Source organism: Phytopseudomonas dryadis, from assembly GCF_004327355.1.
Classification (GTDB): Bacteria; Pseudomonadota; Gammaproteobacteria; order Pseudomonadales; family Pseudomonadaceae; genus Aquipseudomonas; species Aquipseudomonas dryadis.
Window position 1 is genome coordinate 21,346 of the sequence record NZ_QJUM01000033.1, and the last position, 24,756, is coordinate 46,101.

Annotated in this window: 19 protein-coding genes; 18 read left to right on the forward strand and 1 reads right to left on the reverse strand. The window is 67.5% G+C overall.

Annotated elements, in window-relative coordinates; all coding sequences use genetic code 11:
- The first annotated feature begins 196 nt into the window (after positions 1-196).
- The 12 genes from tagH to tagQ all read left to right on the forward strand — a co-directional run bounded on the left by tagH (position 197) and on the right by tagQ (position 17,543).
- Positions 197-1,669, forward strand: a complete 1,473-nt coding sequence (gene tagH / locus DNK34_RS21895; protein ID WP_131177325.1) for a type VI secretion system-associated FHA domain protein TagH — start codon at positions 197-199, stop codon at positions 1,667-1,669.
- 50 nt (positions 1,670-1,719) lie between these two features.
- Complete coding sequence (tssJ, locus tag DNK34_RS21900; RefSeq protein ID WP_131177326.1) at positions 1,720-2,187, forward strand: type VI secretion system lipoprotein TssJ; 468 nt, start codon at positions 1,720-1,722, stop codon at positions 2,185-2,187.
- 19 nt (positions 2,188-2,206) lie between these two features.
- The gene (gene tssK / locus DNK34_RS21905; protein ID WP_131177327.1) at positions 2,207-3,541 is read left to right on the forward strand and encodes a type VI secretion system baseplate subunit TssK; all 1,335 of its coding nucleotides are present in this window, start codon (positions 2,207-2,209) and stop codon (positions 3,539-3,541) included.
- A 6-nt stretch (positions 3,542-3,547) separates the two neighbouring features.
- Entirely contained in the window at positions 3,548-4,897 is a 1,350-nt protein-coding gene (locus DNK34_RS21910) for a DotU family type VI secretion system protein (RefSeq protein ID WP_411269331.1), read from the forward strand.
- Positions 4,894-8,412: a type VI secretion system membrane subunit TssM gene (gene tssM / locus DNK34_RS21915; protein WP_131177328.1), complete on the forward strand. Its 3,519-nt coding sequence runs from the start codon at positions 4,894-4,896 to the stop codon at positions 8,410-8,412. Before DNK34_RS21910 ends, tssM begins: the two co-directional genes overlap by 4 nt.
- On the forward strand, positions 8,409-9,068 hold the full coding sequence (gene tagF / locus DNK34_RS21920; RefSeq protein WP_131177329.1) for a type VI secretion system-associated protein TagF: 660 nt from the start codon (positions 8,409-8,411) through the stop codon (positions 9,066-9,068). Before tssM ends, tagF begins: the two co-directional genes overlap by 4 nt.
- Entirely contained in the window at positions 9,065-9,793 is a 729-nt protein-coding gene (locus tag DNK34_RS21925; RefSeq protein WP_131177330.1) for a PP2C family protein-serine/threonine phosphatase, read from the forward strand. The genes tagF and DNK34_RS21925 overlap by 4 nt, the downstream gene beginning before the upstream one ends.
- A gap of 70 nt (positions 9,794-9,863) precedes the next feature.
- Positions 9,864-12,902, forward strand: a complete 3,039-nt coding sequence (locus DNK34_RS21930) for a serine/threonine-protein kinase (protein WP_131177331.1) — start codon at positions 9,864-9,866, stop codon at positions 12,900-12,902.
- On the forward strand, positions 12,902-13,618 hold the full coding sequence (locus tag DNK34_RS21935; protein WP_131177332.1) for an ABC transporter ATP-binding protein: 717 nt from the start codon (positions 12,902-12,904) through the stop codon (positions 13,616-13,618). Before DNK34_RS21930 ends, DNK34_RS21935 begins: the two co-directional genes overlap by 1 nt.
- Entirely contained in the window at positions 13,618-14,814 is a 1,197-nt protein-coding gene (locus tag DNK34_RS21940; protein WP_131177333.1) for an FtsX-like permease family protein, read from the forward strand. The genes DNK34_RS21935 and DNK34_RS21940 overlap by 1 nt, the downstream gene beginning before the upstream one ends.
- On the forward strand, positions 14,807-16,507 hold the full coding sequence (locus DNK34_RS21945) for a formylglycine-generating enzyme family protein (protein WP_131177334.1): 1,701 nt from the start codon (positions 14,807-14,809) through the stop codon (positions 16,505-16,507). The genes DNK34_RS21940 and DNK34_RS21945 overlap by 8 nt, the downstream gene beginning before the upstream one ends.
- A gap of 151 nt (positions 16,508-16,658) precedes the next feature.
- Positions 16,659-17,543 carry a type VI secretion system-associated lipoprotein TagQ gene (gene tagQ, locus DNK34_RS21950; RefSeq protein WP_131177335.1) on the forward strand — a complete coding sequence of 295 codons (885 nt, stop codon included), beginning with the start codon at positions 16,659-16,661 and terminating at the stop codon, positions 17,541-17,543.
- 380 nt (positions 17,544-17,923) lie between these two features.
- Here the strand turns inward: tagQ and DNK34_RS21955 are convergent, their stop codons facing one another.
- Positions 17,924-18,847, reverse strand: a complete 924-nt coding sequence (locus DNK34_RS21955) for a LysR family transcriptional regulator (protein ID WP_131177336.1) — start codon at positions 18,845-18,847, stop codon at positions 17,924-17,926.
- A 66-nt stretch (positions 18,848-18,913) separates the two neighbouring features.
- Between DNK34_RS21955 and DNK34_RS21960 the strand changes: the two genes are divergently transcribed.
- From DNK34_RS21960 to DNK34_RS21985, 6 genes are all read left to right on the forward strand, one after another.
- On the forward strand, positions 18,914-19,531 hold the full coding sequence (locus DNK34_RS21960; protein WP_131177337.1) for a LysE family translocator: 618 nt from the start codon (positions 18,914-18,916) through the stop codon (positions 19,529-19,531).
- A 379-nt stretch (positions 19,532-19,910) separates the two neighbouring features.
- A complete protein-coding gene (locus tag DNK34_RS21965) occupies positions 19,911-20,216 on the forward strand; it encodes a c-type cytochrome (protein ID WP_131177338.1) in 306 nt (101 codons plus the stop codon).
- A 32-nt stretch (positions 20,217-20,248) separates the two neighbouring features.
- Positions 20,249-20,854, forward strand: a complete 606-nt coding sequence (locus DNK34_RS21970; protein WP_131177339.1) for a c-type cytochrome — start codon at positions 20,249-20,251, stop codon at positions 20,852-20,854.
- Between the two features lie 211 nt (positions 20,855-21,065).
- Entirely contained in the window at positions 21,066-21,695 is a 630-nt protein-coding gene (locus DNK34_RS21975; protein WP_131177340.1) for a thiol:disulfide interchange protein DsbA/DsbL, read from the forward strand.
- Between the two features lie 24 nt (positions 21,696-21,719).
- Entirely contained in the window at positions 21,720-22,583 is an 864-nt protein-coding gene (locus DNK34_RS21980; RefSeq protein ID WP_131177341.1) for an endonuclease/exonuclease/phosphatase family protein, read from the forward strand.
- A gap of 2 nt (positions 22,584-22,585) precedes the next feature.
- On the forward strand, positions 22,586-24,520 hold the full coding sequence (locus tag DNK34_RS21985) for a GGDEF domain-containing protein (protein ID WP_131177342.1): 1,935 nt from the start codon (positions 22,586-22,588) through the stop codon (positions 24,518-24,520).
- Positions 24,521-24,756 lie beyond the last annotated feature (236 nt).

Below are 24,756 nucleotides of genomic sequence, written 5' to 3' on the forward strand. Positions count from 1 at the left end.
AAGCGAGGGTAAGGCGGTAGAAACTGTCGACAGGTATAGTATTTTTTTCTTCTGTGCGCTCACGCACATCCGTCTTGAATTTATTCCGCCGTAGCCATTGAACCTGGTTGCTTCAGGGGAAAAAATAGAGCGCTTTGCCCGACGACGCAGCGCCCGTCACGGGCTTTGCCTACCATCCGCAATGCAAGGAGTCGCAATGCCGCTGCGCTTGGTCATCACCACCTATCACAAGCTCACGCCCGGGCAACGGGCGGAAGTGGAGCTCGATCGTGGTGAGCTGAAAATCGGCCGCAGCGCCGGCAACGATTGGGTGCTGCCCGATCCCGAGCGCCTGGTGTCCAGCCAGCACTGCGTCATCCAGTATCGCGACGGTATCTACTACATCACCGATACCAGCACCAACGGCGTGATCCTGCAGAACGCCGGCACGCGCCTGCGCCGCGGCAGCAGCGAACCCCTCGACGACGGCGAAGTGCTGAAGATCGGCGAGTACGAAATCCGCGTGCAGATCGGCGGCCCTACCGTGGCGACCGCGCCCGTCGCCACGGTCGCGGCGGACGATCCGTTCAACAGCTTCGAGGCGCTGATGAGTCGCTCGGCCCAGCCGGTGGACATTCCGCCGCCGCAGGCGACGCCCACGCCGCCACCGGCCCCGCGCCGCGATTCGCCGTTCGATACCAAACCGGATCTGTTCGATTTCCTCAGCCCACCCGCCAGCGTGGCGCCCGCGATACCCGACCATCTGCCGGCCCAGCAGCACGAATTTCGCCCGCCGCCGGCCACGGCGCCCGCGCCCGGGGTCGAGACACCGCCGCAAACGCCGGCCTCGGTGATTCCCGCCGACTGGGATCCGTTCGCCGATCTGCGGGTCGGCAGCGCGCCGCCGGCCACGGCGATTCCCGACCCTTTCGCCGCACCCGCTCAAGCACCGGCAGCGGACAGGCCGGCGGTCGAGATCCCCGCGCTCGAGACGCTCGCCGAGGCGCCGCATGACCGGCCGCTTGTCGAGCAGGCTCCCATGGCGGAACCTGCACCTGCACCTGCACCTGCACCTGCATCCGCTCAGCCGGTGGCCGACGATGCGCTGCTGCTGGAGGCCTTTCTGCGCGGTGCCGGTCTGCAGGAGCTGCGCCTGGACCGCGCCGCCGCGGCCGCGCAGATGGAGTCCATCGGACGCAGCTACCGGCTGATGGTCGAGGGTCTGATCGACGTGCTGCGCGCCAGGGCCAGCCTCAAGGGCGAGTTCCGCATGGCGCAGACCATGATCCAGCCGATCCAGAACAACCCGCTGAAGTTCGCGCCCAACGTCGATGAGGCGTTGCTGTTGCTGCTGCGGCATGACAACCAGGCGTTCATGGCGCCGGATCAGGCCGTGAGCGAGGGTTTCGACGACCTGCGTGCCCACCAGCTGGCGCTGATGGCGGGGGTGCAGGCGGCCATCAAATATTTGCTGGCGCGTTTTGAACCGTCGGTGCTGGAGGGGCGTCTGAACAGGCCAAGCGGCCTCTCGGCCCTGTTGCCCAATGGCCGGCGCGCCCATTACTGGGAGTTGTTCACCGAGCTCTACGCGACCATTTCCCAGGAGGCCGAAGACGGTTTCCAGGAACTGTTCGGGCGTGAGTTCAGCCGCGCATACGAAGAACACATCGCACGTTTGAGAGGGCGCTGATGCCCCTGGCCCGTCCCATGGCGGGCCTGCTGTATCGAAGAGGAAGCGTTATGCCAAGGATTCTGCCACTGCTTGTCGTGCTGTTGCTGCTCGGCGCCTGTGCATCCGCGCCGGACAAGCCCGTTGCCACCACCGTGCGCCTGCAGGTGCAGGCCAGCCCCGATCTCAATCCGGCGACTGGCGGTGGCGCCGCGCCGGTGTGGATCCACCTGTACCAGTTGCGCAACGCCTCGGGTTTTTCCCGCGCCGACTTCTTCTCCCTGGTCGAGCGTGCCGACGCCACCCTGGCCGGCGACCTGCTCGAGCACGACCGCTTCGTCCTGCGCCCCGGCGAGAGCCAGGTCAAGTCCCTGACCCTGGACGACGCCACCCGGCAACTGGGGGTGGTCGTGGCCTACCGCGCGCTCGACCGCTCGACCTGGCGCCAGGTCATCGAGATTCCGGCCCATCAGGCCAGCACCTTCCGCCTGCGCCTGGATGCCTACGCGGTCGACGTCGCGCCGCTGATAACCCCTTAACCGACCTGGAAGCCCAATCATGTCCTGGAACAATCGAGTCGTCTGGTCGGAAGGGATGTTCCTGCGACCGCAGCATTTTCAGCAGCAGGATCGCTATATCGAAACCCTGGTCGAAGGCCGTAGCCATGCCGTGCAGGCCGGCGCCTGGGGCTTTTCCCAACTGCAGATCGACAGTGCGCTGCTGACCCAGGGCAAGCTGGCGATTCTCTCGGCGCGCGGCCTGCTGCCCGATGGCACCCCCTTCAACATTCCCGAGAACGACGCCGCGCCGGCGCCGCTGGACGTCGACGCCAACCTGCGCGATGGCATCGTCTACCTGGCCCTGCCGCTCAAGCGCGCCGGCGTGCGCGACACCGTCGAGGTCGGCGAGACGCTGGAGGGCGCCCGTTACCAGAGCGAAGTGCACGAGGTGCGCGACGACAATTCCTCGCTGGAGAGCCGCGCCCCGGTGGCGGTGGGCTCCCTGGCCCTGCGTCTGATCAGCGAGCGCGACGGCCTGGGCGAACATGCCGCCATCGGTGTGGTGCGCGTGGTGGAGAAGCGCGAGGATCGCGCCCTGCTGCTCGATGACAACTACATTCCGCCATTGCTGGACGTGGCCGCGTCCAAGCCGCTGGCATCCTTTCGCAACGAGCTGCTCGGCCTGCTGCACCAGCGCGGCGAAGCCCTGGCCGGGCGGGTGGTGGCATCCGGTACCGGTGGCGCTTCGGAGATCGCCGATTTCCTTCTGCTGCAACTGGTCAACCGGGCCCAGCCGCTGGTCGCGCACCTGGCGCGGATCAATCCGCTGCATCCCGAAGCGCTGTACCGCGAACTGGTCGCCCTGGCCGGCGAGTTCGCCACCTTCACCGCCAGCGAGCGACGCCCGGGCGAGTACCCGGTGTACGAGCACGACGACCTCAGCGCGACCTTCGCCCCGCTGATGCTGGCCCTGCGCCAGGCGCTGTCGATGGTCATCGACAGCCGGGCGATCCCGATCCCCATCGTCGAGAAAGCCTACGGCGTGCACGTGGCGATGCTGGCCGACAAGTCGCTGCTCGATTCCGCCAGTTTCATCCTCGTGGTGCGCGCCGACGTGCCGGGCGAGAGCCTGCGCAGCCACTTCCCGCAGCAGGCCAAGATCGGTTCGGTGGAGCACATCCGCGACCTGGTCAACCTGCAACTGCCGGGTATCGGCCTGCTGCCACTGCCGGTGGCGCCACGGCAGCTGCCGTACCACGCCGGCTCCAACTACTTCGAGCTGGATCGCGGCAGCGACCACTGGAAGCAGCTGATCCATTCCGGCGGTTTCGCCTTCCATATCGCTGGCCAGTTTCCTGGCTTGAACCTGGCCTTCTGGGCCATTCGAGGCTAATGCGCGATGCCCATCGACGATCCTTTTGGCGCGTTGCCCGGCCAGCCCGGCAAGGGCAACGACCAGGCCGGTAACGACCGCACCATGATCATGCCGCGTCCGGGTGGACGCTCGGCCGAGCCCGCCCGTCCGGCCCCGGCCGGCTCGCCGCCGCCGGCCATGCCCAGCGCGCCGCCGCTGAGCGCCCGTGGCCTGGGTCTGAACCCCATCGAAGCCGCCGCCGGGCCGATGCTGGCGCTGCTCACCCGGCTGCGCAGCACCATTTCCCATCCCGCGCCGGCCAGCCTGCGCGCCCAGTTGCTCGGTTATCTGCGTCAGTTCGAGGACAAGGCGCGCGCTGCAGGTGTTGCCCAGGACGAGATGATGCTGGCCCGCTACGTGCTGTGCACCGCGTTGGACGAGGCGGTGCTCAGCACACCCTGGGGCAGCGCCAGCGACTGGAGCAGGCAGAGCCTGCTGATCACCCTGCACAACGAGGCCTGGGGTGGCGAGAAGGTCTTCCAGTTGCTCGATCATTGCCTGCAGAACCCCCGCCAGCGTCTGAACCTGATGGAGTTGCTGTACCTGTGCATCAGCCTCGGCATGGAGGGTCGCTATCGGGTCATGCAGGATGGCCGCAGCCAGCTCGACGCCCTGCGCGAGCGGGTCAGCGCGACCATCCGCAGCACCCGTGGCGAGATCGAGCGCGAGCTGTCGCCGCACTGGCGCGGCCTGGTGGTGGCGCGCGATCGTCTGCGCCAGTTCCTGCCGCCCTGGGTGGCGGTGGCCATCGCCCTGGCCATCCTGCTGTTGCTGCTGTTCGGCCTGCGCCTGAAGCTGGCCGCCGAAGCCGAGCCGGTATTCCGCAACCTGCATGCCCTGGGCGACGTGCCGGTACAGACCATCGACCGTCCGGCGCAGCAGCCGAGGATCGTCGAGCGTCCGCGCCTGGCCGGCTTCCTCGCCGAGGAGATCCGCGCGCAGAAGGTCGCGGTGGAGGATGCCGTCGACCGTTCCGTGGTGACCATCCGCGGCGACCAGTTGTTCGCCTCCGGCAGCGCCTCGATCGCCGATGACTTCCAGCCGCTGCTGCTGCGCATCGCCGAGGCGATCCGTCAGGTCAACGGCCAGGTGCTGGTCACCGGGCACAGCGACAACCGGCCGATCGCCACCCTGCGTTATCCGTCCAACTGGAAGTTGTCGCAGGATCGCGCCCAGCAGGTGATGGACGTGCTGGCGGCCAAGAGCGGCCAGCCCGCGCGCTTCCGTGCCGAGGGCCGCAGCGACACCGAGGCGGTGGCCTCGAACGATACGGCGGAGGGCCGCGCGCGTAACCGCCGGGTCGAAATCACAGTCTTTGCGGAGGGCGTCGAGTGAAGGCGTTGTTCGGTTTCATGGCCCGCTGGGTCATGCCGGTATTGGGTCTGCTGGCGCTGAGCCTGGTGATCTGGTTCGTTGGGCCGCTGATCGCCATCGGCGGCTTCGAGCCGCTGGCCAGCAGCACCGCGCGCTGGGTGCTGATCATCCTGCTGTTCGCCCTGTGGGCGGCCTGGCGGGTGATGCGCATCATCCAGGCGCGGCGCAATGCGGCCAAGGTCATGCAGGGGCTGGTCGAAGTGGCGCCGGACCCGACCAGCGTGGCCACCGCCGAGGAGCTGGCCACCCTGCGCCAGCGCATGGACGAAGCCTTGGCGCTGCTCAAGCGCGCCAAGCTCGGCGGCGGCGAGCGGCGCAACCTGTACGAGCTGCCCTGGTACGTGATCATCGGCCCGCCCGGCTCGGGCAAGACCACCGCGCTGGCCAATTCCGGGCTGCGCTTCCCCCTGGCCGAGCAGATGGGTGCTGGCGCCGTGCGCGGTGTCGGTGGCACGCGCAACTGCGACTGGTGGTTCGCCGAGGAGGCGGTGCTGCTCGACACCGCCGGGCGCTACACCACCCAGGACAGTCACGCGGCGGTGGACAAGGCCGCCTGGCTGGGCTTTCTCGACCTGCTGAAGAAGCAGCGTTCGCGCCGCCCCATCGATGGCGCCTTCGTCGCCATCAGCCTGTCCGACCTGCTGCTGGGCAGTGACAGCGAGCGCGCCGCCCATGCCGTGGCCATCCGTTCGCGGGTGCAGGAGCTGTATACCCAGCTCGGCGTGCGCTTCCCGGTGTACGTGATGCTGACCAAGCTCGACCTGGTGCCCGGCTTCATGGAGTTCTTCGACGGCCTGAGCAAGGAGGAGCGTGCCCAGGTCTGGGGCATGACCTTCGCTCTCGACGACGGCAAGAGCGCCGAAGGCCCGCTGCAGGTGTTCGGCAGTGAGTTCGACGCCCTCGAGCAGCGCCTCAACGAGCGCCTGGTCGAGCGCCTGCAGCAGGAGCGCGATCCCGCCCGGCGCGACCTGATCTACGGTTTCCCGCAGCAGTTCGCGGCCCTGCGCGATGCGCTCGGCGCTTTTCTCGATGGCGTGTTCAAGCCCAACCCCTATGAGGAGCGGGTGCTGCTGCGCGGCGTCTACCTGACCAGCGGCACCCAGGAAGGCAGCCCGATCGACCGCCTGATCGGCGCCATGGCGCAGAGCATGAGCCTCGACCGCCAGCACCTGGCGCGGCAGACCGGCAGCGGGCGCAGCTACTTCATCGAGCGCCTGTTGCGTGACGTGGTGTTCGGCGAGCGCGGCCTGGTCGGCGCCAACCCCAGGGTCGAGCGGCAGAAGCGCTGGCTGGCCCGCGGGGTGATCGCCGCCAGCGTGGTGCTGGTGCTCGGCACCGCCGCCGTGTGGTTCGCCAGCTTCCGCGCCAACCAGGCCTATATCGCCGCCGTCGATGCACGGGTGCAGCCGCTGCGCGGCGAGCTGCAGGCGCTGAGCCCGGCGCAGCGCGACGTGCTCGCGGTGCAACCGTTGCTCAATGCCATTCGCGGGGTCAGTGGCGGTGCGCCGAGCTGGGCCAGGGGCTACGGCCTGTACCAGGGCGACATGCTCGACGCGGAAGCCTCCAGCGTCTACCGCAAGCTGCTGATCGCGGTCATGGCGCCGCGGGTGCTGGCGCGGCTCGAGGAACAGTTGCGCGCCGGCGGCAATTCCGACTTCCTCTACGAAGGCCTCAAGGCCTACCTGATGCTCGGCGAGCCGGATCACTACGACGCCGACTTCATCAAGGCCTGGATCGCCCTGGACTGGGATCGCAGCCTGCCGCGGGACCTGCTGCCCGAACAGCGCGAGGCCCTGGCCGAGCACCTGGCCGCCTTGTACGACCGCCAGCCGCCGGTGGTGCGCCTCGACGAACGGCTGATCGAAGACGTGCGCCGGCAACTGCAACGGCTGTCCGTGGCGCAGCGCGCCTACGACCGGGTCAAGCGGCAGAAGCTGCCGGCCGGCCTGGCGGACTTCCGCATCAGCGAAGCCGCCGGGCGCGACGCCGCGCTGGTGCTGACGCGCAAGAGCGGCAAGCCGCTCAACGAGCCGTTGAGCGGTTTCTACACCCAGCGCGGCTACCGCGAGGCCTTCCTCACCGGCAGTGTCAGCCAGGCCGGCACCCTGGCCGAAGAGCAGTGGGTCCTGGGCCGCAGCCTGGACGACGGGCAGAACGCCGCCGCACTGGCCCTGGAAGTGCGTCGTCTCTACGTACAGGATTACATGCGCCAGTGGGACGCGCTGCTGGCCGATATCGACTTCGTGCCGGTGACCAGCGTGGCCCAGGCGGCGGACGTATTGCGCGTGCTCTCGGGGCCGTCTTCGCCGCTGAAGAAGCTGCTGCAGGCCGTGGCCAGGGAAACCGACCTGCAGAAGGAAGAACGGCTGGTCGCCGAGAAGCTCAAGGAGCGCGGCGGCGATACCGTCGACCGCCTCAAGCAGCAACTCGGTTCCCTGGTCGGCCAGGCCGAAGAAGGGGCGGGCGCGGCCCTGGCGCCGGAGATGGATCCGATCACCGCGCACTTCGCCGAGCTCAACAGCCTGGTGGAAGAGAGCGATGGCCAGAGCCCGGCCATCGATGCCCTGCTCGAGGACCTCAACGCCCTCTATGTGCAGGTCAGCGCCATGAGCGGCGCCAGTGGCGATGCCCTGCTCGGCGAGGCGCGCAACCAGGCGACGGCCGCGGCGGATCAGGTCAGGCTGAGTGCCGAACGGCAACCGCCGCTGGTGCAGGGCTTCCTCAAGTCGGTGGTCAGCTCGACCACCGGCACCATGATGGGCGGCATCCGCAACCAGCTGAACGCGGCCTGGATGAGTGAAGTGGTGTCGGTCTACCGGCAGTCCCTGGCGGGACGCTACCCGCTGGATCGCAACAGCAGCCGCGACGCCACCCTGGACGACTTCGGTCACTTCTTCGGCCAGGGCGGGGTGATGGACAACTACTTCCGCAAGTACCTGCAACCCTACGTCGATACCTCGGCGAGCAACTGGCGCTGGCAGCCGGGCGCCGCGCAGAAGCTCGGCATCGGCGCCGGCGTGTTGCAGACTTTCCAGCGCGCCGCGGCCATCCGCGAGGCCTTCTTCCGCTCCGGCGGCACCCAGCCGATGGTGCGCTTCGAGCTCAAGCCGGTGACCATGGACAGCAGCATCGAGCAGTTCCAGATGGATCTCGATGGCCAGCAGTTCAGCTACGACCATGGCCCGAGCCGGCCGGTGGCCATGCAGTGGCCGAGCGCCAATGGCATCGGCGTGGTGCGCCTGAACGTGTCGCCGCCGACGGTGACCGGCCGCTCCGGCATCACCCTGGAAGGCCCCTGGGCCTGGTTCCGCCTGCTCGACCAGTCGGATCTGAGCCAGGGCAGTTCGCCCGATCGCTTCACCCTGCGCATGCGCATCGACAATTTGAGCATTTCCAGCGAGCTGCGCGCCAGCAGCGCGTTCAATCCATTCCGCCGACAGGTCGTCAGCGGCTTCAGCCTGCCGGAGCGTTTGTGAGTACTCCTGGTTTCTACGGCAAACTGGCCGTGCGTGGCGACTTCATCCATCGCGGCCTGACGCCGGGCTTCATCGAGGCCTGGGACGCCTGGCTCACCGCCGGCCTGTCGGCCAGCCGGCAGACCCTGGGCGAGGCCTGGCTGGAAGCCTATCTGGTCAGCCCGCTGTGGCGTTTCGCCGTGGCCCCGGGGTTGCTCGGCGAGCAGGCGTTCACCGGGGTGATGATGCCCAGCGTCGATCGCGTCGGCCGCTATTTCCCCCTGACCATCGTCCTGCCGCTGCCGGTGCACAGCGATCTCGGCCACCTGCTCGGTGCCGCCGAGGACTGGTTCGAGCGGGCGGAGAACCTGCTGCTCTCGACCCTGGAGGCCGACGCCGAGGTCGAGGCCTTCGAGCGGGGCGTCGGCGAACTCGGCAGCCCGCTGCTACTGGACGCTCTGCCGGTACGCAGCGAGGCCAGTGGCGGCCTGGTCTGGCCGGCCGACACGGCGGCCGCGCGCGGCCTGGCGCTCATGCAGCAGGGCTGGCAGGGCGCCAGCCTGTGGTGGGGGCGCGGTTCCGAGCGCGTGGCGCCGGGCCTGGTGCGCTTTGCCGGCATGCCGCCGGCGCAGGCGTTCTGCAGCCTGTTGAGCGAACACGGCGAGGGCCAGGCATGAGTCCGTCCAGGGTTACCCAGTACCGCTCCGCCAGCCACACCCATGTCGGCATGGTGCGGCAGATCAACGAGGACGCCTGTCTGGACGCCGCCGACAACGGCCTGTGGGCCGTCGCCGACGGCATGGGCGGGCACGCCAGTGGCGATTACGTCAGCAGCCTGATCATCGACAGCCTGCGCGCCCTGCCGCCCAGCGCGGTTCTGAGCACCTACGAGGGGGCTTTGGTCGATACCCTCGATCAGGTCAATACGCTGGTGCGCGCCGAGGCGGAGAAACGCGGCGTCGGCACCATGGGCAGCACCGTGGTGCTGCTCGCGGCGCGCGGGGACGAAGGCCTGTGCCTGTGGGCCGGCGACAGCCGCCTGTATCGCCTACGCAAGGGCGATCTGCAGCCGCTCAGCCGCGATCACAGCTATGTGCAGGAACTGATCGACAGCGGCCTGCTCGACGACGAGGCGGCGCGCCATCACCCCATGGCCAATATCGTCACCCGCGCCCTGGGCGTGCAGGATGACCTGCAACTCGAGGCGCTGCGCTTCGAGGTGCGCCCGGGCGACACCTTCCTGCTGTGCAGCGATGGCCTGAACAAGACCGTCGACGACCACGAGTTGCGCGAGGTGCTGGCCCACGAAGACCCCTACCAGATGGTGCGCAGCCTGGTGCACCTTGGACTGACACGGGGTGCCCCGGATAATATTACCGCCGTCGTGATCAAGGCCTCCTGAGCCGATCCGCCAATCATCCCAATACCCGCCGCGCCCGGCACTCCCGGGGCGGCCTCGGAAGACCACCAGCATGGATATGGAAATACCGGGGTACGACATCGAACGCGAGCTGGGCGACGGCGCGATGGCCGTGGTCTACCTGGCCACCCAGCGCTCCCTCGAGCGCAAGGTGGCGCTCAAGGTCATGGCGGCCGCCCTGGCCGCCGACCCGACCTTCTGCGAGCGCTTCCTGCGCGAGGGCAGAACCCTGGCGCGGCTGTCGCACCCGAACACGGTGACCATCCACGACATCGGCAACGTCGGCAACCTGTACTACATGGCCATGGAGTACCTGCCCAACGGCACGCTCAAGGAGCGCATCAGCGCCGGTCTGAGCGTCGAGCAGGGCCTGGTCTGGCTGCGCCAGATCGCCTCGGCCCTGGGTTATGCCCACGCCCAGGGCATGGTGCACCGCGACGTCAAGCCGGCCAACATCCTGTTTCGCGCCGATGGCACCGCGGTGCTCAGCGACTTCGGCATCGCCAAGGCCCTGGATGATCGCACCCAGTTCACCCAGGCCGGCTTCGCCGTGGGCACGCCGAGCTACATGAGCCCCGAGCAGGCCCGCGGGCTGGACATCGACGGCCGGGCCGACCTCTACGCGGTCGGCGTGGTGCTGTATGAAATCCTCACCGGCAAGCTGCCCTATGTGGGTACCGATTCGTTGTCGACGGTGCTGGCCCACCTCACCGAGCCGCTGCCGGAACTGCCGATGGTGCATGGGCGCTATCAGCCGATCCTCGAACGCCTGCTGGCCAAGGACCCCAACGATCGTTTCGCCAATGCCGAGCAACTGATCGCCGCGCTGGATGCCCTGGCCGTGCCCGCGCCGGGCGATCAGGACGACGCTGACGCCACGCGCTTCCAGCCCCTGGTGCTGCCGGCCAGCGCCGAGGCGCCGACCGCCATCACCCCGGCGCCGCTGGCGGCCGTGTCGATCGAGGTGCCGACCCATGCGCCCGCCGCCGAGCCGGCGCAGCCCGCACGGGCGGCGCCGTCCCAGCCGTCGCCGCTGGCCGCTGCGGTACGCCAGGGCCATGCCGGCTCGAGCAGGACGCCGCTGATCCTGGGCGCCTCCCTGGCCGCCGTTCTGCTCCTGGCGGGCGGCGCTTACTGGCTGTTCAGCGGCACTTCGGAACAGGCTGGCGACACCCCGCCGATCGCTCGGATCGACACGGAACAGGGCGCTGCCACGAGTGTGGCCGGCGGCGCCGATGACTCGGCGGACGGTGGCCAGCGACCCTTGCTGATGAGCGGCAAGAAGACCCTGTTCCAGCGCGTGCTGACCAAGCCGGGGGCGCAACTGGTCGACGCCGCCGGTGCCAGTGGCGGCAAGGAGGTGCCGGCGTTCTCGGTGTTCTACGTGTATGCCCGCCAGGAGGTGAATGGCCAGCCCTGGGTGCAGGTCGGCGCCGCCAGCGATGGCCGTCGTGATGGCTGGATGCCGGCCGATACGGTCAGCGACTGGAAGCAGAGCCTGGTGCTCAAGTTCACCGAGCGCTCCGGGCGCGCACCGGTCATGTTCGTGCGCGATGCCTCGGCGCTGGAGCAACTGCTGGCCGAGCCGGCGCGCGCCCGTGAGGCCTTGCGTGAAGCGCTCGAGGGCTCGGCGCAGAACGTGGTGGCGGTCGAGCCCGGCGACAGCGCGGTGCCCCAGGATCAGTTCTACCTGCTGCCGATCTTCGCGTCCGCGGAAACCTTCGACGCCAGCGGCCAGCCGCTGCAACTGCTCAACATCGCCTCCATCGACCCGGGCAACACCCCGCAGGTGCGTGGCGACGGCCCGCCGGTGGCCAGGCCGGACGCCTTCCGCACCGCCATCGTGCTGGTGGTGGATACCTCGGTGTCGATGCAGCCCTACATCGACCGGGTACGCGACGTCGTGCACGAACTGCAGGGGCAGATCGCCAGCCGTGGCGACCTGGACAGCGTCAGCTTCGGCATGGTCGGTTTCCGCAGCAATACCGACAAGACCCCGGGCCTGGAGTACACCGCCAAGACCCTGGTGTCGCTGGAGGAGGGCCGCGATCCCGAACGCTTCCTGCAGCTGGCGCAGCAGATCAAGGCCACCGGCGTGTCGAGCCACGACTTCAACGAGGACGCCTTCGCCGGGATCATGGAAGCGGTCGATGGCATGGACTGGAACGGCTACGGCGGGCGCCTGATCCTGCTGGTCAGCGATGCCGGCGCGTTGCGCAAGAGCGACCCGCTCGGGAGCACGCGGATGAACGAGGCCGAGGTGCGCGAGGCGGCCCTGCGCAAGCAGATCAAGATCTATGCCCTGCACCTGAAGACCGAAGCCGGCAAGCGCAACCACGGTTTCGCCGAGCAGCAGTACCGCAGCCTGACCGCCGATGCCAACCCGCGCATCGGCGATCTGTACATTCCGGTGGCGGGCGGCGACGTCAAGACCTTCGGCGACAGCGTTGCCGAAATCGGCAGCGCCTTCGCCGACCTGGTGCATCAGGTGCGCAACGACAACAGCCTGCCGGAGCCCACCGGCGGCTCGAGCATCGCGGCCAAGTCCGCCGCGGTCGGCTATGCCATGCACATGGACTTCCTCGGCCACCAGAGCGAGGTTCGCGCGCCCCAGGTGGTCACGGCCTGGACCTCCGACCGCGACATCACCGATCCGGCGCTGCCGGCGTTCCAGGTCTGCGTGCTGCTGACCAAGCTACAACTCAACGACCTGCAGCAGGCGCTGCGCATGGTGGTCGACGCGGCGCGGCGCACGCAAAGCTCGCCCAAGGACTTCTTCCAGGAAATCGCCAGCGCCAGCGCCCACATGAGCCGTGATCCGTCCGGCCTGGTCAAGGGCGACAACCTGGCGCAGAGCGGCATTCTCGGGGAGTACCTGGACGACCTGCCGTATCGCAGCAAGGCGCTGAACATGAGCCAGGATCTGTGGCTGTCGCTCAGTGTGGCGGAGCAGGAAGACTTCATCGACGAGCTGGATTCGAAGATCCAGTTGTACGAGACCTTCCACAACGACACCGCCAACTGGGTACGTTTCGGCGATGCGGCACCGGGCGACGCGCTGTACCGCGTGCCCCTGTCGACCCTGCCCTGATGCTCAGTATCGGCGCGCTCAGCAAGACCCGCGGGGCGGACGGGCAAGGCTATTGCCTGGAAATTCCCCGCCTCGAATTGCGCGCCGGGCAGCGCATCGCCCTGATCGGCGCCAGCGGCAGCGGCAAGAGCACCGTGCTCGACCTGCTGGCCCTGGCGCTGTCGCCCGACCCCGGCGGTACGCTGCACTGGCAGGATGGCGAACACGCCCTCGACCTGGCCGAACTGTGGCGCCTCGGTCGCCATGAGCAACTGGCCAGGCTGCGTTCGCGGGCCTTCGGTTACGTGCTGCAGACCGGCGGCCTGCTGCGCTTTCTCGATGTGCGCGGCAATATCCGCCTGCCCCGCGACTTGCTCGGGCTGCCCGACGACGGCGCCATCGAGCAACTGGCCAGTCAACTGGGCATCGACGACCTGCTCCAGCGCCAGCCGGGGCGGCTGTCGGTCGGCCAGCGCCAGCGGGTCAGCATCGCCCGGGCCCTGGCCCACCGGCCGGCCATCGTGCTGGCCGACGAGCCCACCGCCGCCCTCGATCCGCTGAATGCCGAACGGGTGATGCAACTGCTGGTGGAGCAGGCGACGGCGCGCAACCTGTGCCTGGTGATTTCCACCCACGACGAGGCGCTGGCCGAACGCTACGGCCTGACCCCGCTGCGCCTGACCGTGCAGCGCCGCGCAGACGGCGGCGTGACCGCGCGTCTGGCGGAGCACGCCTGATGCGCCTGCGCCTGTTCATGCGCCTGGCCTGGCAGGATTACCGCTGCGATGCGCGCCTGTCGCTGTGCGCGATCCTGGCCCTGGCGGCGGTGATCGCGCCGCTGCTGGTGCTGTTCGGTCTCAAGTTCGGCCTGGTCACCACCCTCACCGAGCGCCTGGAGCGCGACCCCGGCGTGCGCGAGATCATTCCCCTCGGCGGGGCGCGCTACAGCCGCCAGGCCATTGCCGCCCTGGCGGCGCGCGACGATGTCGCCTTCGTCATCGCGCGGCCCCGGCAGATCGCCGCCACCGCCGAGCTGCAGGGCGCCGCGCGCAACCTCACCGTGGAGATGCTGCCAACCGCTGCTGGCGATCCCCTGCTCGGCGACCTGCCGGCGCCGCGGCAGGACAATAGCGTGCTGCTCAGCCAGAGCGCCGCGGAACGACTGGGAGTGGTGGCCGGCGACTCGCTCGAGGCGGCATTCGGTCGTAGCGTCGGCGGCCAGCCGCAGTACGCGCGAACGACCCTGCGCATCCAGGCGGTGCTGCCGCTGGAAGCGTTCGCCCGCGACGGCCTGTTCGCGCCGCTGAGCCTGCTCGAAGCGGTGGAGGATTATCGCGACGGGCTGGCGGTGGCGGCCTTCGGCTGGTCGGGCCGGGTCGCCGAGGACGGGCGTGAGCGGGTCTATCCCGGATTTCGTCTGTATGCCCGCGACCTGGATGCGGTGGAAAGCCTGCGCCGCCATTTCCAGGCGCAGCAGCAGGCGGTGGTGACCCAGGCCGAGGCGGTGGCCCAGGTGCGCAGCCTGAGCCGCAACCTGTCCTGGGTGTTCTGGGCGGTGGCCTGCCTGTCGCTGGCCGGCGCCTTCGCGGCGCTGACCGCCAGCACCCTGGGCGCGGTGGAGCGCAAGCGCCACGAGCTGGCGGTGCTGCGCCTGCTCGGCTTCCCGGCTGTGGCGCTGGTCGCATTCGTGGTGCTGCAGGCGCTGTACACTGGCCTCGCCAGCCTGTTGCTGTCGGCCGTGCTGTACGGGCTGGCGTCCAGTGGCCTCAACCTGTTGTTCCAGTCCGCCGCGGGCGAATATGCTTGCCGACTGTTGCTGTCCCACTATTTGCTGGCCGTGCTGGCGACCCTGTTCTGCTGCATGCTGGCGGCGGCCGGGGGCGGCTGGCGGGCAGCGTATCTGGAAGCGTCGGAAGGATTGCGTCATGTATAAGCTGCTGAGCGCCGCCGTGGCCCTGTCGTGTGTCGCGGGCGCTGCCTGGGCCGAGCCCGAGGCGGACCCGCTGTACAACCCCAAGCCGCTGAAGGGCGACGTCAGCCTGCCGCTGCCCTGCGACGGGCAGATGCTGTTCCGTCACGTCTACGTACTGGCCAAGGGCTCGCTGGACGACCGTGAGGTCAACCTGGGGTATCCGTTCAGCGAGGGCGAGCCGGGTTATCAGCAATCCTTCATCTCCGGCTACCGGCGCGACTACATCAATGGCCAGTTCACCCTGAACGACCTGTCCAAGGACTGGCAGGCCAAGGTAAAGAGCGAACTGCCCAAGGCCGACGGGGTCACGCCGCTCAAGCCGATGCTGTATTTCATCGGCAAGTACGAGGTGACCCAGCGCCAGTACGATCTGGTCATGGCCCAGGCGCCAGCGCTGGCCGGCGAGGGCGAGGCGCCGGCCTGCGAAGCCCCTGCGGGCATGGCCGGGCGCCTGCCCAAGGTCAACCTGTCGCGCTTCGAGGCCGAACGCTTCGCCGCCGTCTACAGCGCCTGGCTGCTCAAGCACCATCGCGAGCTGCTGCCGGTCAGCGGTCGCGGCGGCAGCCAGGACGACGGCGGCCAGGGTTTCGTGCGCCTGCCCACCGAAGTGGAGTGGGAGTATGCCGCGCGCGGCGGCCATGCGGTCAGTCGCCAGCAACTGGAAGCCCGGCTGTTTCCGCGCCAGGACGAAGGCAGCGACAGCGATGGCCCGCTCAGCGAGTGGGCGGTGTTCAACCAGGTTGCCGGCGGCACCGGGCAGAATGCGCGCCTGCTGCCGATCGGCCTGAAGAAGCCCAACCCGATCGGCCTGTTCGACGTCATCGGCAACGCCGCGGAGATGGTGCAGGAGTCCTTCCAGCTGGTGAATGCCGGGCGCCGCCAGGGCACCTACGGCGGCTTCGTGGTCAAGGGTGGCAACTACCTGGAAGGCGAGATGACGCTGTTCACCGGCATGCGTCGCGAGTACCCGCTGTTCGCCGCCGATGGCAGCGAACAGCGCAACGAAACCACCGGCTTTCGCGTGTCCATCGGGGCGCTGTCGGCGCCGCGTTCGCGCTACAAGGAACTGTTTGCGCAATGGAAGGACGAAGGACGGGTGAGTACGCTCACCGACGAGATCGAGGAGGATCAGGACGCCACCAAACTGCTCGATGGGCTGATCGCCAACAGCGACGATCCACAGCTGAAGAATCGCCTGTCCATCGTCAACGAGGAGCTCAAGCGCAGCGTCTCGCTGATCGCCAAGCAGCGCGAGGATGCCGCGGGCAACCTGATCCAGTCGGCGGCGCTGGTGGCCGAGACGATCAACAACTACAACATCCGCCTGACCAATTTGAAGACCAGTCGTGACCAGGCGCGCAGCGCCAAGGACGAAGCTTCGGCGAAACTGTTCGAGGCGGCGATGGCCAACGGGCGCAGCGCCCTGGACGGCGCCCTGGCGATCTACATCGACAACCTGGCCAACGGTACGCGCTACAGCAATGCGGTGATCCAGGCGCAGTTCCAGCGCACCAAGGAAGAACTGGCGCGTAAGCCGGTGCTGGGGAAAAGTCTGGTGACCCGGGCTACGCTGTTCGTTCGCCATGTCGGGGAATACCGCAAGAACCGCAAGGCCGATGCGGATGCGATTCTCAAGGAGCTGCTGGCCCCATGAGGCTGGCGGTAATGGACGCCAGGTCACAGACACTTGACCGGGACTGGCTTAAAAAGGAATTCTGGCGGCCTTGGCCGTGATCAAGCAGGCCGTTGTCACATGACCCGGCCTGAATGGAATAAACCCTCACTCAAGTACGAGATCGACGACAATGCAAAATCCAAACAAGGCCCCCGCTTTTTCCTCGATACGCACTGCGCTGCTTTCCGCAGTCACTTGCACCGGTGTCCTGCTGACCGGCTGCGCGAGCCTGTCCTCGCCCAGCTCCCAGGTCGCGGCGACCACCAAGGTCGAGTACTTCCCGCAGTGCTACGAACCCGTCCAGCAACTGCGCAGTTCGGATGAAGCGATGAGCCGCAGCATCGCGATCGGCGCGGTCACAGGTGGCCTGATGGGCGCCATCGGCGGTGCCCTGGTCGATGACGAGAAGCGTGGCCGCAATGCCGCCATCGGCGCAGCCGGCGGCGCCCTGGCCGGCGGTGCGGTGGCCTACTACAACCAGCGTCAGCAGCAGATCAGCGACGACAATGCGCGCCTGGCCTCCTATGCCGCCGACATCGACACCAACAACCAGGCCATCGACCGCAACATCCGTTACGCCAGTGCCGCGCAGAGCTGCTACCAGCAGGCCTTCACCCAGCTGCGCGCCGACCGCAAGGCGAACAAGGTCAGCGACGCCGATGGCCGCAAGCGCCTGGCGGAAATCGTCAGCGGTCTGAGCGAAACCAATGCCCTGCTGGCCAAGGTGGACGGTCGTACCGGCGAGAACATCAGCACCTACACCCAGGCCTACGAAAAGGATCTGCAAAGCGTCGGCGTCGCGCGCGCGGAAGCCACCAAGGTGGCGACCGCGGCCAAGCCGGTGGCCACGGCCAAGGTGACCAAGGAAGTCATCACCACCGAGCAGTCGCTGCAGCAGGCCCAGGCCAAGCAGAAGGAAAGCCAGCAGGTGGCCAGTCGTGGCCGCACCCTGGTCAGCGACGTGTGCAACAACCCGGACATGGGTGACTGGGCACCGGCCAGCTGCAAGGCCTGATATCGGGCGAACGAAAAAAAGGGGCAATGCCTGATGCCATTCAGTTAGGCATTGGGCTCGCAAAACGGCGGTTTGCCCTGGCCCTGTGGGAGCCGCGACCCCGCGGCGATTGCTGTCACACCGCTGGTTTTGTGGGATGGCCGCCGTCCATCGCCCCGAGGGCGCGGCTCCTACCCGAACGCAGGCTTGCTGCAATCCGGTAGGAGCCGCGCCCCCGCGGCGATCGCTGGTCGCCCGCAGATTTTCTGGGAAGGCCACGATCGCATCGCGCCGAGCTCGGTGCTTCTGCAAAAAGCCTGCTTCCCCCGCAATGGGCGGTGGGACGACCTCCCCTCATCCGATCGGCATTGGCTCTGCCGCACCCATGTGGCGTTTCCGGCTCAGGCCATCGCCCGCAGCCATGCCAGCAAGTGTGCCTGGGGGCTGTCGAGCTGCAATGGCTGTGGCGACAACAGGCAGTAGCGTGAACCATCCTCGACGAAACCCAGTGGCGCGGCCAGCATGCCGCTGCCCAGATCGTCGCGCACCAGATGCCAGGGGCCGATGGCCACACCCAGGCCGGCCACGGCGGCCTGCAAGCTGAAATAGAAGTGCTCGAAGGTCTGCCCTGGCGCGTCGGGCATGGCTTGCCCGGCAGCAGTGGCCCATTCCTGCCAGGCCCCCGAACGCGTGTGCGTGTGCAGGCGAGGGGCGCCAGCCCGCAGCACGGCGCCGCCTTTCTTCGCAGAAAACCAGGCCGCCGCTTTGTCTGGACGGCAGACCGGGCCGACCTGCTCCGCGAACAATGGTTCGGTGTGGTAGGTGTCCGGCCAGGGGAAGTCGTCGCGACGGATGGCCAGGTCGATGCCGCTACCGAAGGAGAACGGCCCGCCGCCGGCAACCAGGTGCACGTCGATGCCCGGACAGCGGGCCTGGAAGTCCGGCCAGCGTGGGATCAGCCAGCGCATCAGCAGCGTCGGCTCGCACGACAGTACCCAGCGCTGTTCCCGGCTGGCGCTGGCGCGCAATTCGCCCACGGCCTGGCGCATCAGTTCCAGGCCATCGTCCACCGCCCGCGCCAGGGTACGGCCGGCAGCGGTCAGGAACACGCGTCGGCTGCGCCGCTCGAACAGCGCCACGCCCAGTTCATCTTCGAGCAGGCGCACAGCGCGACTGACCGCGCCATGGGTCAGGTGCAACTCGGCGGCGGCCCGGCTGAAGTTCTCCAGCCGGGCCGCCGCCGCGAAGCAGCGCAGCGCCAGCAGCGAGGGTAGTCGCGTATCGGCAGATGGTGAGCCAGGCTCACCATTATCGTCAGGAAACATCGTTATTCATCGGGGCTTGTCGTCGGTAGCATCGTGCCGTTTCGTCGTTTCTCGATAGGATACGCCATGACCGAATTGATAGCTGTCATCACGATTACCTTGCTCGCCGTCATCAGCCCGGGGCCGGACTTTGCGCTGGTCACGCGCAACAGCCTGATGCTGTCGCGCCGCGCCGGCATGCTCACCGCCCTGGGCATCGGGCTGGGCGTGCTGGTGCATGTCAGCTACACCCTGGTGGGCGTGGGCCTGCTGATCCAGCAATCGCCATGGCTGTTCAACGCCATCAAGCTGGTCGGCGCCGTCTATCTGATCTGCCTGGGTGTGAAGATGTTGCGTGCGAGGCCCGGCGGCGCCCAGGCCGATGGCACGCTGGCGTCGTTGTCGGATCGGGCGGCGCTGCGCACCGGCTTCCTGGGCAATGCGCTGAACCCGAAGACCACGGTGTTCATCGTCAGTCTGTTCGTGCAGGTGGTGCGGCCCGATACGCCGCTGGCGGTACAGATCGGTTATGGCGCCTTCATCTCGGTGGCGCACATGGCCTGGTTCGGCCTGGTGGCGCTGTGCTTCTCGGCGGGCACCGTGCGCGAACGGCTGCTGGCCGTGCGCCATTGGATCGACCGCGCCTTCGGCGGGCTGCTGGTCGGCTTCGGGGTCTTGCTGGCGCTCGCGCGTGGGGGGCGCTGATGACGAGGGGGCTGCAAAGGCGCCGCCGTTTCCATTCGTCACGGCCCGCACAGGGCCGTGCTTGACGCATCGCCGTGATGTCGACGGCTGGCGGCCGTTCGATCGACAGGCGATCTTGCTCCCGGCAATGGCCATTGTCGCCTGGCGCTTCTACGCTGAGAGGTGATTGCAGGGTCATGCCGCGGCCCCCTTGCGACATATGCGCGCAGCCCGTCATGCCTGGGCTGGCGGGAGCCGGGTGCGTTTCCGTTTCACCGGTGCCGGTATATAATGCCATATGTTTTGTGTGCTTATAGGTTGGCCGCAGCACGGTTGTAGCGCATGGATCCGGGTGATCGGCTCGTAGAAGCCGCCCCGTCCTCATGATGAGGCCGATCTGATGATAAGAACGTTGCTCGCTGGCGGTGTGTTGCTGTTTTGTCTCGATGCTCAGGCCGAGCAGGGTGCGCAGGCGATCTATGCCCGTGCCTGTGCGGCCTGTCATGAAGGGCAATTGCCGCAGGCGCCGCGAAGGGGCGACCAGGCTGTCTGGGCGGTGCGCATGGGCAAAGGGTTGGACGTGCTGGTGGAGAACGTCACCCGGGGGCTGAACGCCATGCCGCCCCGTGGTTCGTGCATGGATTGCACGGCCGAGGATTACCGAGCTGCCATCCGCTGGATGGCCGAGAGTACGCCCGGCTCATAACTCTTCTCTCTTAGCCGTAGTTGGATTAGCTGATGAACAAAACAATCGTGAGTCTGCTGTTGACCCTGAGCATGACCGGGGGAGCCCAGGCCGCTGGCGACGCTGCAGCTGGCCAGGCAAAGGTCGTCGTCTGCGGTGCCTGTCATGGCCAGGATGGCAACAGCCCCGCCGCCAATTTCCCGAAGCTGGCCGGGCAGGGGGAGCGCTACCTGCTCAAGCAGATGCAGGACATCAAGGCGGGCAACCGCGTGGTGCTGGAAATGACCGGCATGCTGGAGCCCCTGAGCGAGCAGGACATGGCCGACGTCGCCGCCTATTACGCCAGCCAGAAGATGAGCGTGGGTGCTGCGGACCCCGCGCTGGTTTCCCGCGGCGAGGATCTGTTCCGCGGCGGCAAGCTGGCCGAGGGCATGCCGGCCTGCATCGGCTGCCACCTGCCGAACGGCGCCGGGCTGGCCGCGGCGGGCTATCCTCATCTGGGTGGACAGCACGCCGACTACATCGCCAAGCAACTGACCGACTTCCGCGAGGGCAACCGCAGTAACGATGGCGACAGCATGGTCATGCGCGATATCGCCGCCAAGCTGAGCAACAAGGACATCGAAGCGCTGTCCAGCTATGTGCAGGGGCTGCACTAATCAGCTTCGAGCTTCAAGCGGCAAGACAAAGCGGATCGGAAGATGAGATCGATGCTTTGCTCTTAGCTTGAAGCTGTCCTTCTGCTGTGACGAAAAAGGCGGGCTTGACCGCCTTTTTCGTTGGCGAGCCCGCTACAATGCCAGGAACCTGCCGTGTGGCTACCGGTCGAAGCGAAGCTGCGCGTAGTATCCCCATTGTTAGGAGTCAAGCATGCGTAATCTGATCCTTTCCGCCGTTCTTGCAGGTGCCAGCCTGTTCGGCGTGACCGCCCATGCGGCCGATATCGAAGCCGGCAAGCAGTATGTCGAGCTGAGCAGCCCGGTGCCTGTCTCCAAGCCCGGCAAGATCGAAGTGGTGGAGCTGTTCTGGTACGGCTGCCCGCACTGCTACCAGTTCGAGCCGACGCTGAATCCCTGGGTCGAGAAGCTGCCTGAAGATGTCAACTTCGTGCGCATTCCCGCCCTGTTCGGTGGCGTATGGAACGCTCATGGCCAGCTGTTCCTCACCCTGGAAAGCATGAAGGTCGAGCACAAGCTGCACAGCGCCGTGTTCCGCGCCATTCACCAGGAAGGCCGCAAGCTGTCGACGCCGGATGAAATGGCCGACTTCCTCGTCACCCAGGGTGTCGACCGGGATGCCTTCCTCAAGGCATTCAATTCCTTCGGCGTGAAGAGCCAGATGGAGAAGGCCAAGAAACTGGCCATGGCCTATCAGATCAATGGCGTACCGGTGATGATCGTCAACGGCAAGTACCGCTTCGACATCACCTCCTCGGGTGGTCCGGAGCAGACCCTGCAGGTCGCCGATCACCTGATCGGCAAAGAACGCGCGACCCAGTAAACGGCCGCAGCGGAGCATCCCGCCATGTTACGTCGCCGATCCGGTACCCGACAGGTTGGCCTATGCGATCCGCAGGTCAACCCGGATTGCGTGCTGAGCGGCGATTGGCCGGAAAACGGACGACTGCGCTTGCTCAGCTTCAACATCCAGGTCGGCATCAGTACCGAGCGCTACCACCATTACCTGACCCGTAGCTGGCAGCATCTGCTGCCGCACAATGGCCGCGCCGGCAATCTGCAGCGCATCGGCCACCTGCTCGGCGATTACGACCTGGTGGCCCTGCAGGAGGCCGATGGTGGCAGCATGCGCTCCGGCTTCATCAACCAGATCGAACACCTGGCCCGCCTGGGCGCCTTTCCTTACTGGTACCAGCAGCTCAACCGCAACCTCGGGCGTTTCGCCCAGCACAGCAATGGCCTGCTCAGCCGTCTGCGCCCGACCCTTCTGGAAGACCATCCGTTGCCCGGCCCCGCCGGTCGCGGGGCGATCCTGCTGCGCATCGGCGAAGGCGATGACGCCATCGCCGTGGTGATGATGCACCTGGCCCTGGGGCCCCGCACGCGGACGCTGCAACTGGCCTATATCCGCGAGCTGATTGGCGGCTACCGCCATCAGATCCTGATGGGCGATATGAACACCCATGCCCGCGATCTGCTGGAGCATTCCCCGCTGCGCGATCTCGGCCTGCTCGCGCCGCAGATCGAGGCGACCTTCCCCAGCTGGCGCCCGCAACGCTGCCTGGACCACATCCTGCTCAGCCCCTGCCTGGAACTGGAGCGTTTCGAGGTGCTGGCCCAGCCGATTTCCGACCACTTGCCGGTGGCCGTGGAAATCCGTCTGCCCGACGCGCTGAACCCGCCGTTACCGCCCCGCGTGCAAGAACCCTGAGCATGGCCGACGACGCCCAGCGCTGGCGGGAAAAGTACCTGTCCAGCATCGAACAACAGGAAAAGCTCGAGCGCCGCTGGGATGCGCGCATCGACCTGCTGCGCCGTGGCCTGGTGCGCAGCAGTCTGGCCGCCGAAGGCTCGGACAAGTCGGTCGACCAGTGCATGCAGGAGCTGCGCGAGATCCTGCGCCGTGACGACATGGATGCCGGCCTCAGCGCGCTGATCCCGCGGCTGGAAAAGACCGTGCTCGATTCCGAGCAGCGCCGCCAGCAGCGTGTCGGACAGATTGCCGGCGGCCTTGCGGCCCTGGTGACGCAATTGCTCAAGATGGATCTGCCTGGCGACGTGCGCAAGCCGCTGAAGCGCTACGCCAAGCAACTCGACGGCCGGGCCGGGCAGATCCGGGAACTGCCGGCGCTGCTCGCCGAACTGGGCCAGTTGCAGCAGCAGGCCCTGGCCGTTCTGGGTCGCGAGCAGGTGGAGCGGCCGGGCCTGATCGAGCGTCTGTTCGGCGCGCGCGATGCCGCCACTCCGGCGCCGCCGGGGGCGCAAGCGGAGAGTCTTCCCGAGCCCCCCGCGCCCCAGCCCGCTCAGGCCGCAGCTCCGGCCGAGGTACCGGCGGGCATGGGCGAAAGCCTGCCCGCTGCCGAGGCCGGGCCTGCCGAACAGTTGGCCGAGCCAGCCGCCGAACGGATCGTCACGCCTGTGCCCGAGGCTGCAACCACAGGACGCCACGCCACGATTGCGCTGGATAGCCTGCCTTTGTCGCCGGCCTTGCTGATGCCGGCCAATGCCGCGAAGCTAGCCGAGACCGAGACCGAGACCGAGACCGGCGCGCAACTGACCGACGCCGATCCGCACTACGCCTTGCCGCCGGTTCCGGAGCCCGGCTACAGCGTGATCGCCAACCATGTCGAGAACACGCTGCTCGGTCTGCTCGACGAGCTGCCCCTGCCCGAGCGTCACCAGGCCCAGGCCGATGTGCTGCGCCAGCGCATCAAGGCCGGGCTGAACATGTACGAGCTGGTACCGGTGCTGGACGATCTCGGCGTGCTGATGCTGGCCATCGCCGACGTCGGCCAGCGCGAGTTCGAGGGCTATCTCAAGCAGCTCAACGAACGCCTGGCGACCTTCCAGGGCAACCTGCGCGGCGTCCACGACGACTACGCCGACTCCGCCAATGCCGCTCGCGAACTGGACAACGATCTGCGCCAGCAGGTGGACGGCCTGCACAGCAGCGTGCGGCAGGCCACTGACCTGGACAGTCTCAAGGGCCTGGTGGAGAACCGCCTCAGCGGTCTGCTCGGCACCCTGGAGCAGCATCAGCGCCAGCGCGACGAGCGCGAACAGTTGGTCGGCAAACGCCTGCAGACGCTGGTCGAGCGCGTGGCGAGCATGGAACAGGAGGCCAAGGGCTTCCGTGATCACCTCGAAGAACAGCGGCAGAAAGCCCTGCTCGATCCGTTGACCGGGTTGCCCAACCGCGCCGCCTGGAGCGAGCGCCTGGAGCTCGAGTTGGCGCGCTGGCAGCGTTACGGCGGCGAGTTGCTGCTGGCGGTGCTGGATATCGACCACTTCAAGCGGGTCAACGACGACTTCGGTCACCTGGCCGGCGACAAGGTGCTGAAGATCATTGCCGGCGAACTGTTCAAGCGTTTGCGCAAGACCGACTTCATCGCCCGTTTCGGTGGTGAGGAGTTCGTCCTGCTGCTTCCCGCGACGCCCATGGCCGGCGGCCTGCAGCTTCTGGATACGCTGCGAGCGGCGATCGAGGCGTGCCCGTTCCACTTCCGTGGCGAGCGGGTGACCATCACCCTGTCCGGCGGCATCAGCGCCTTCGCGGCGGCGGAGCGCAGCGAGCAAGTATTCGAGCGCGCCGACCAGGCCCTCTATCGGGCCAAGCGGGCGGGGCGTAATCGGATAGAAGAAGGCTAAAGGCAGCTCGAAGCGATAAGAAAGGCCTTTACATCGTTGTGCCACAGTCTCAGCCTCTTCCAGCTTCAGCCTGGTAGCCCGGGTCGAGCGGAGCGACACCCGGGGATGTGCCACCTGGGTATCGCTGTGCTCAACCCAGGCTACGGGGCAGAAGTCGATAAGAGCGCCAGAGGCTGGAGGCTGAACGAAAAAGCTTGACGGAGGCGGGGCCTGAGCAAAATCGCCTCCAGCCTCCA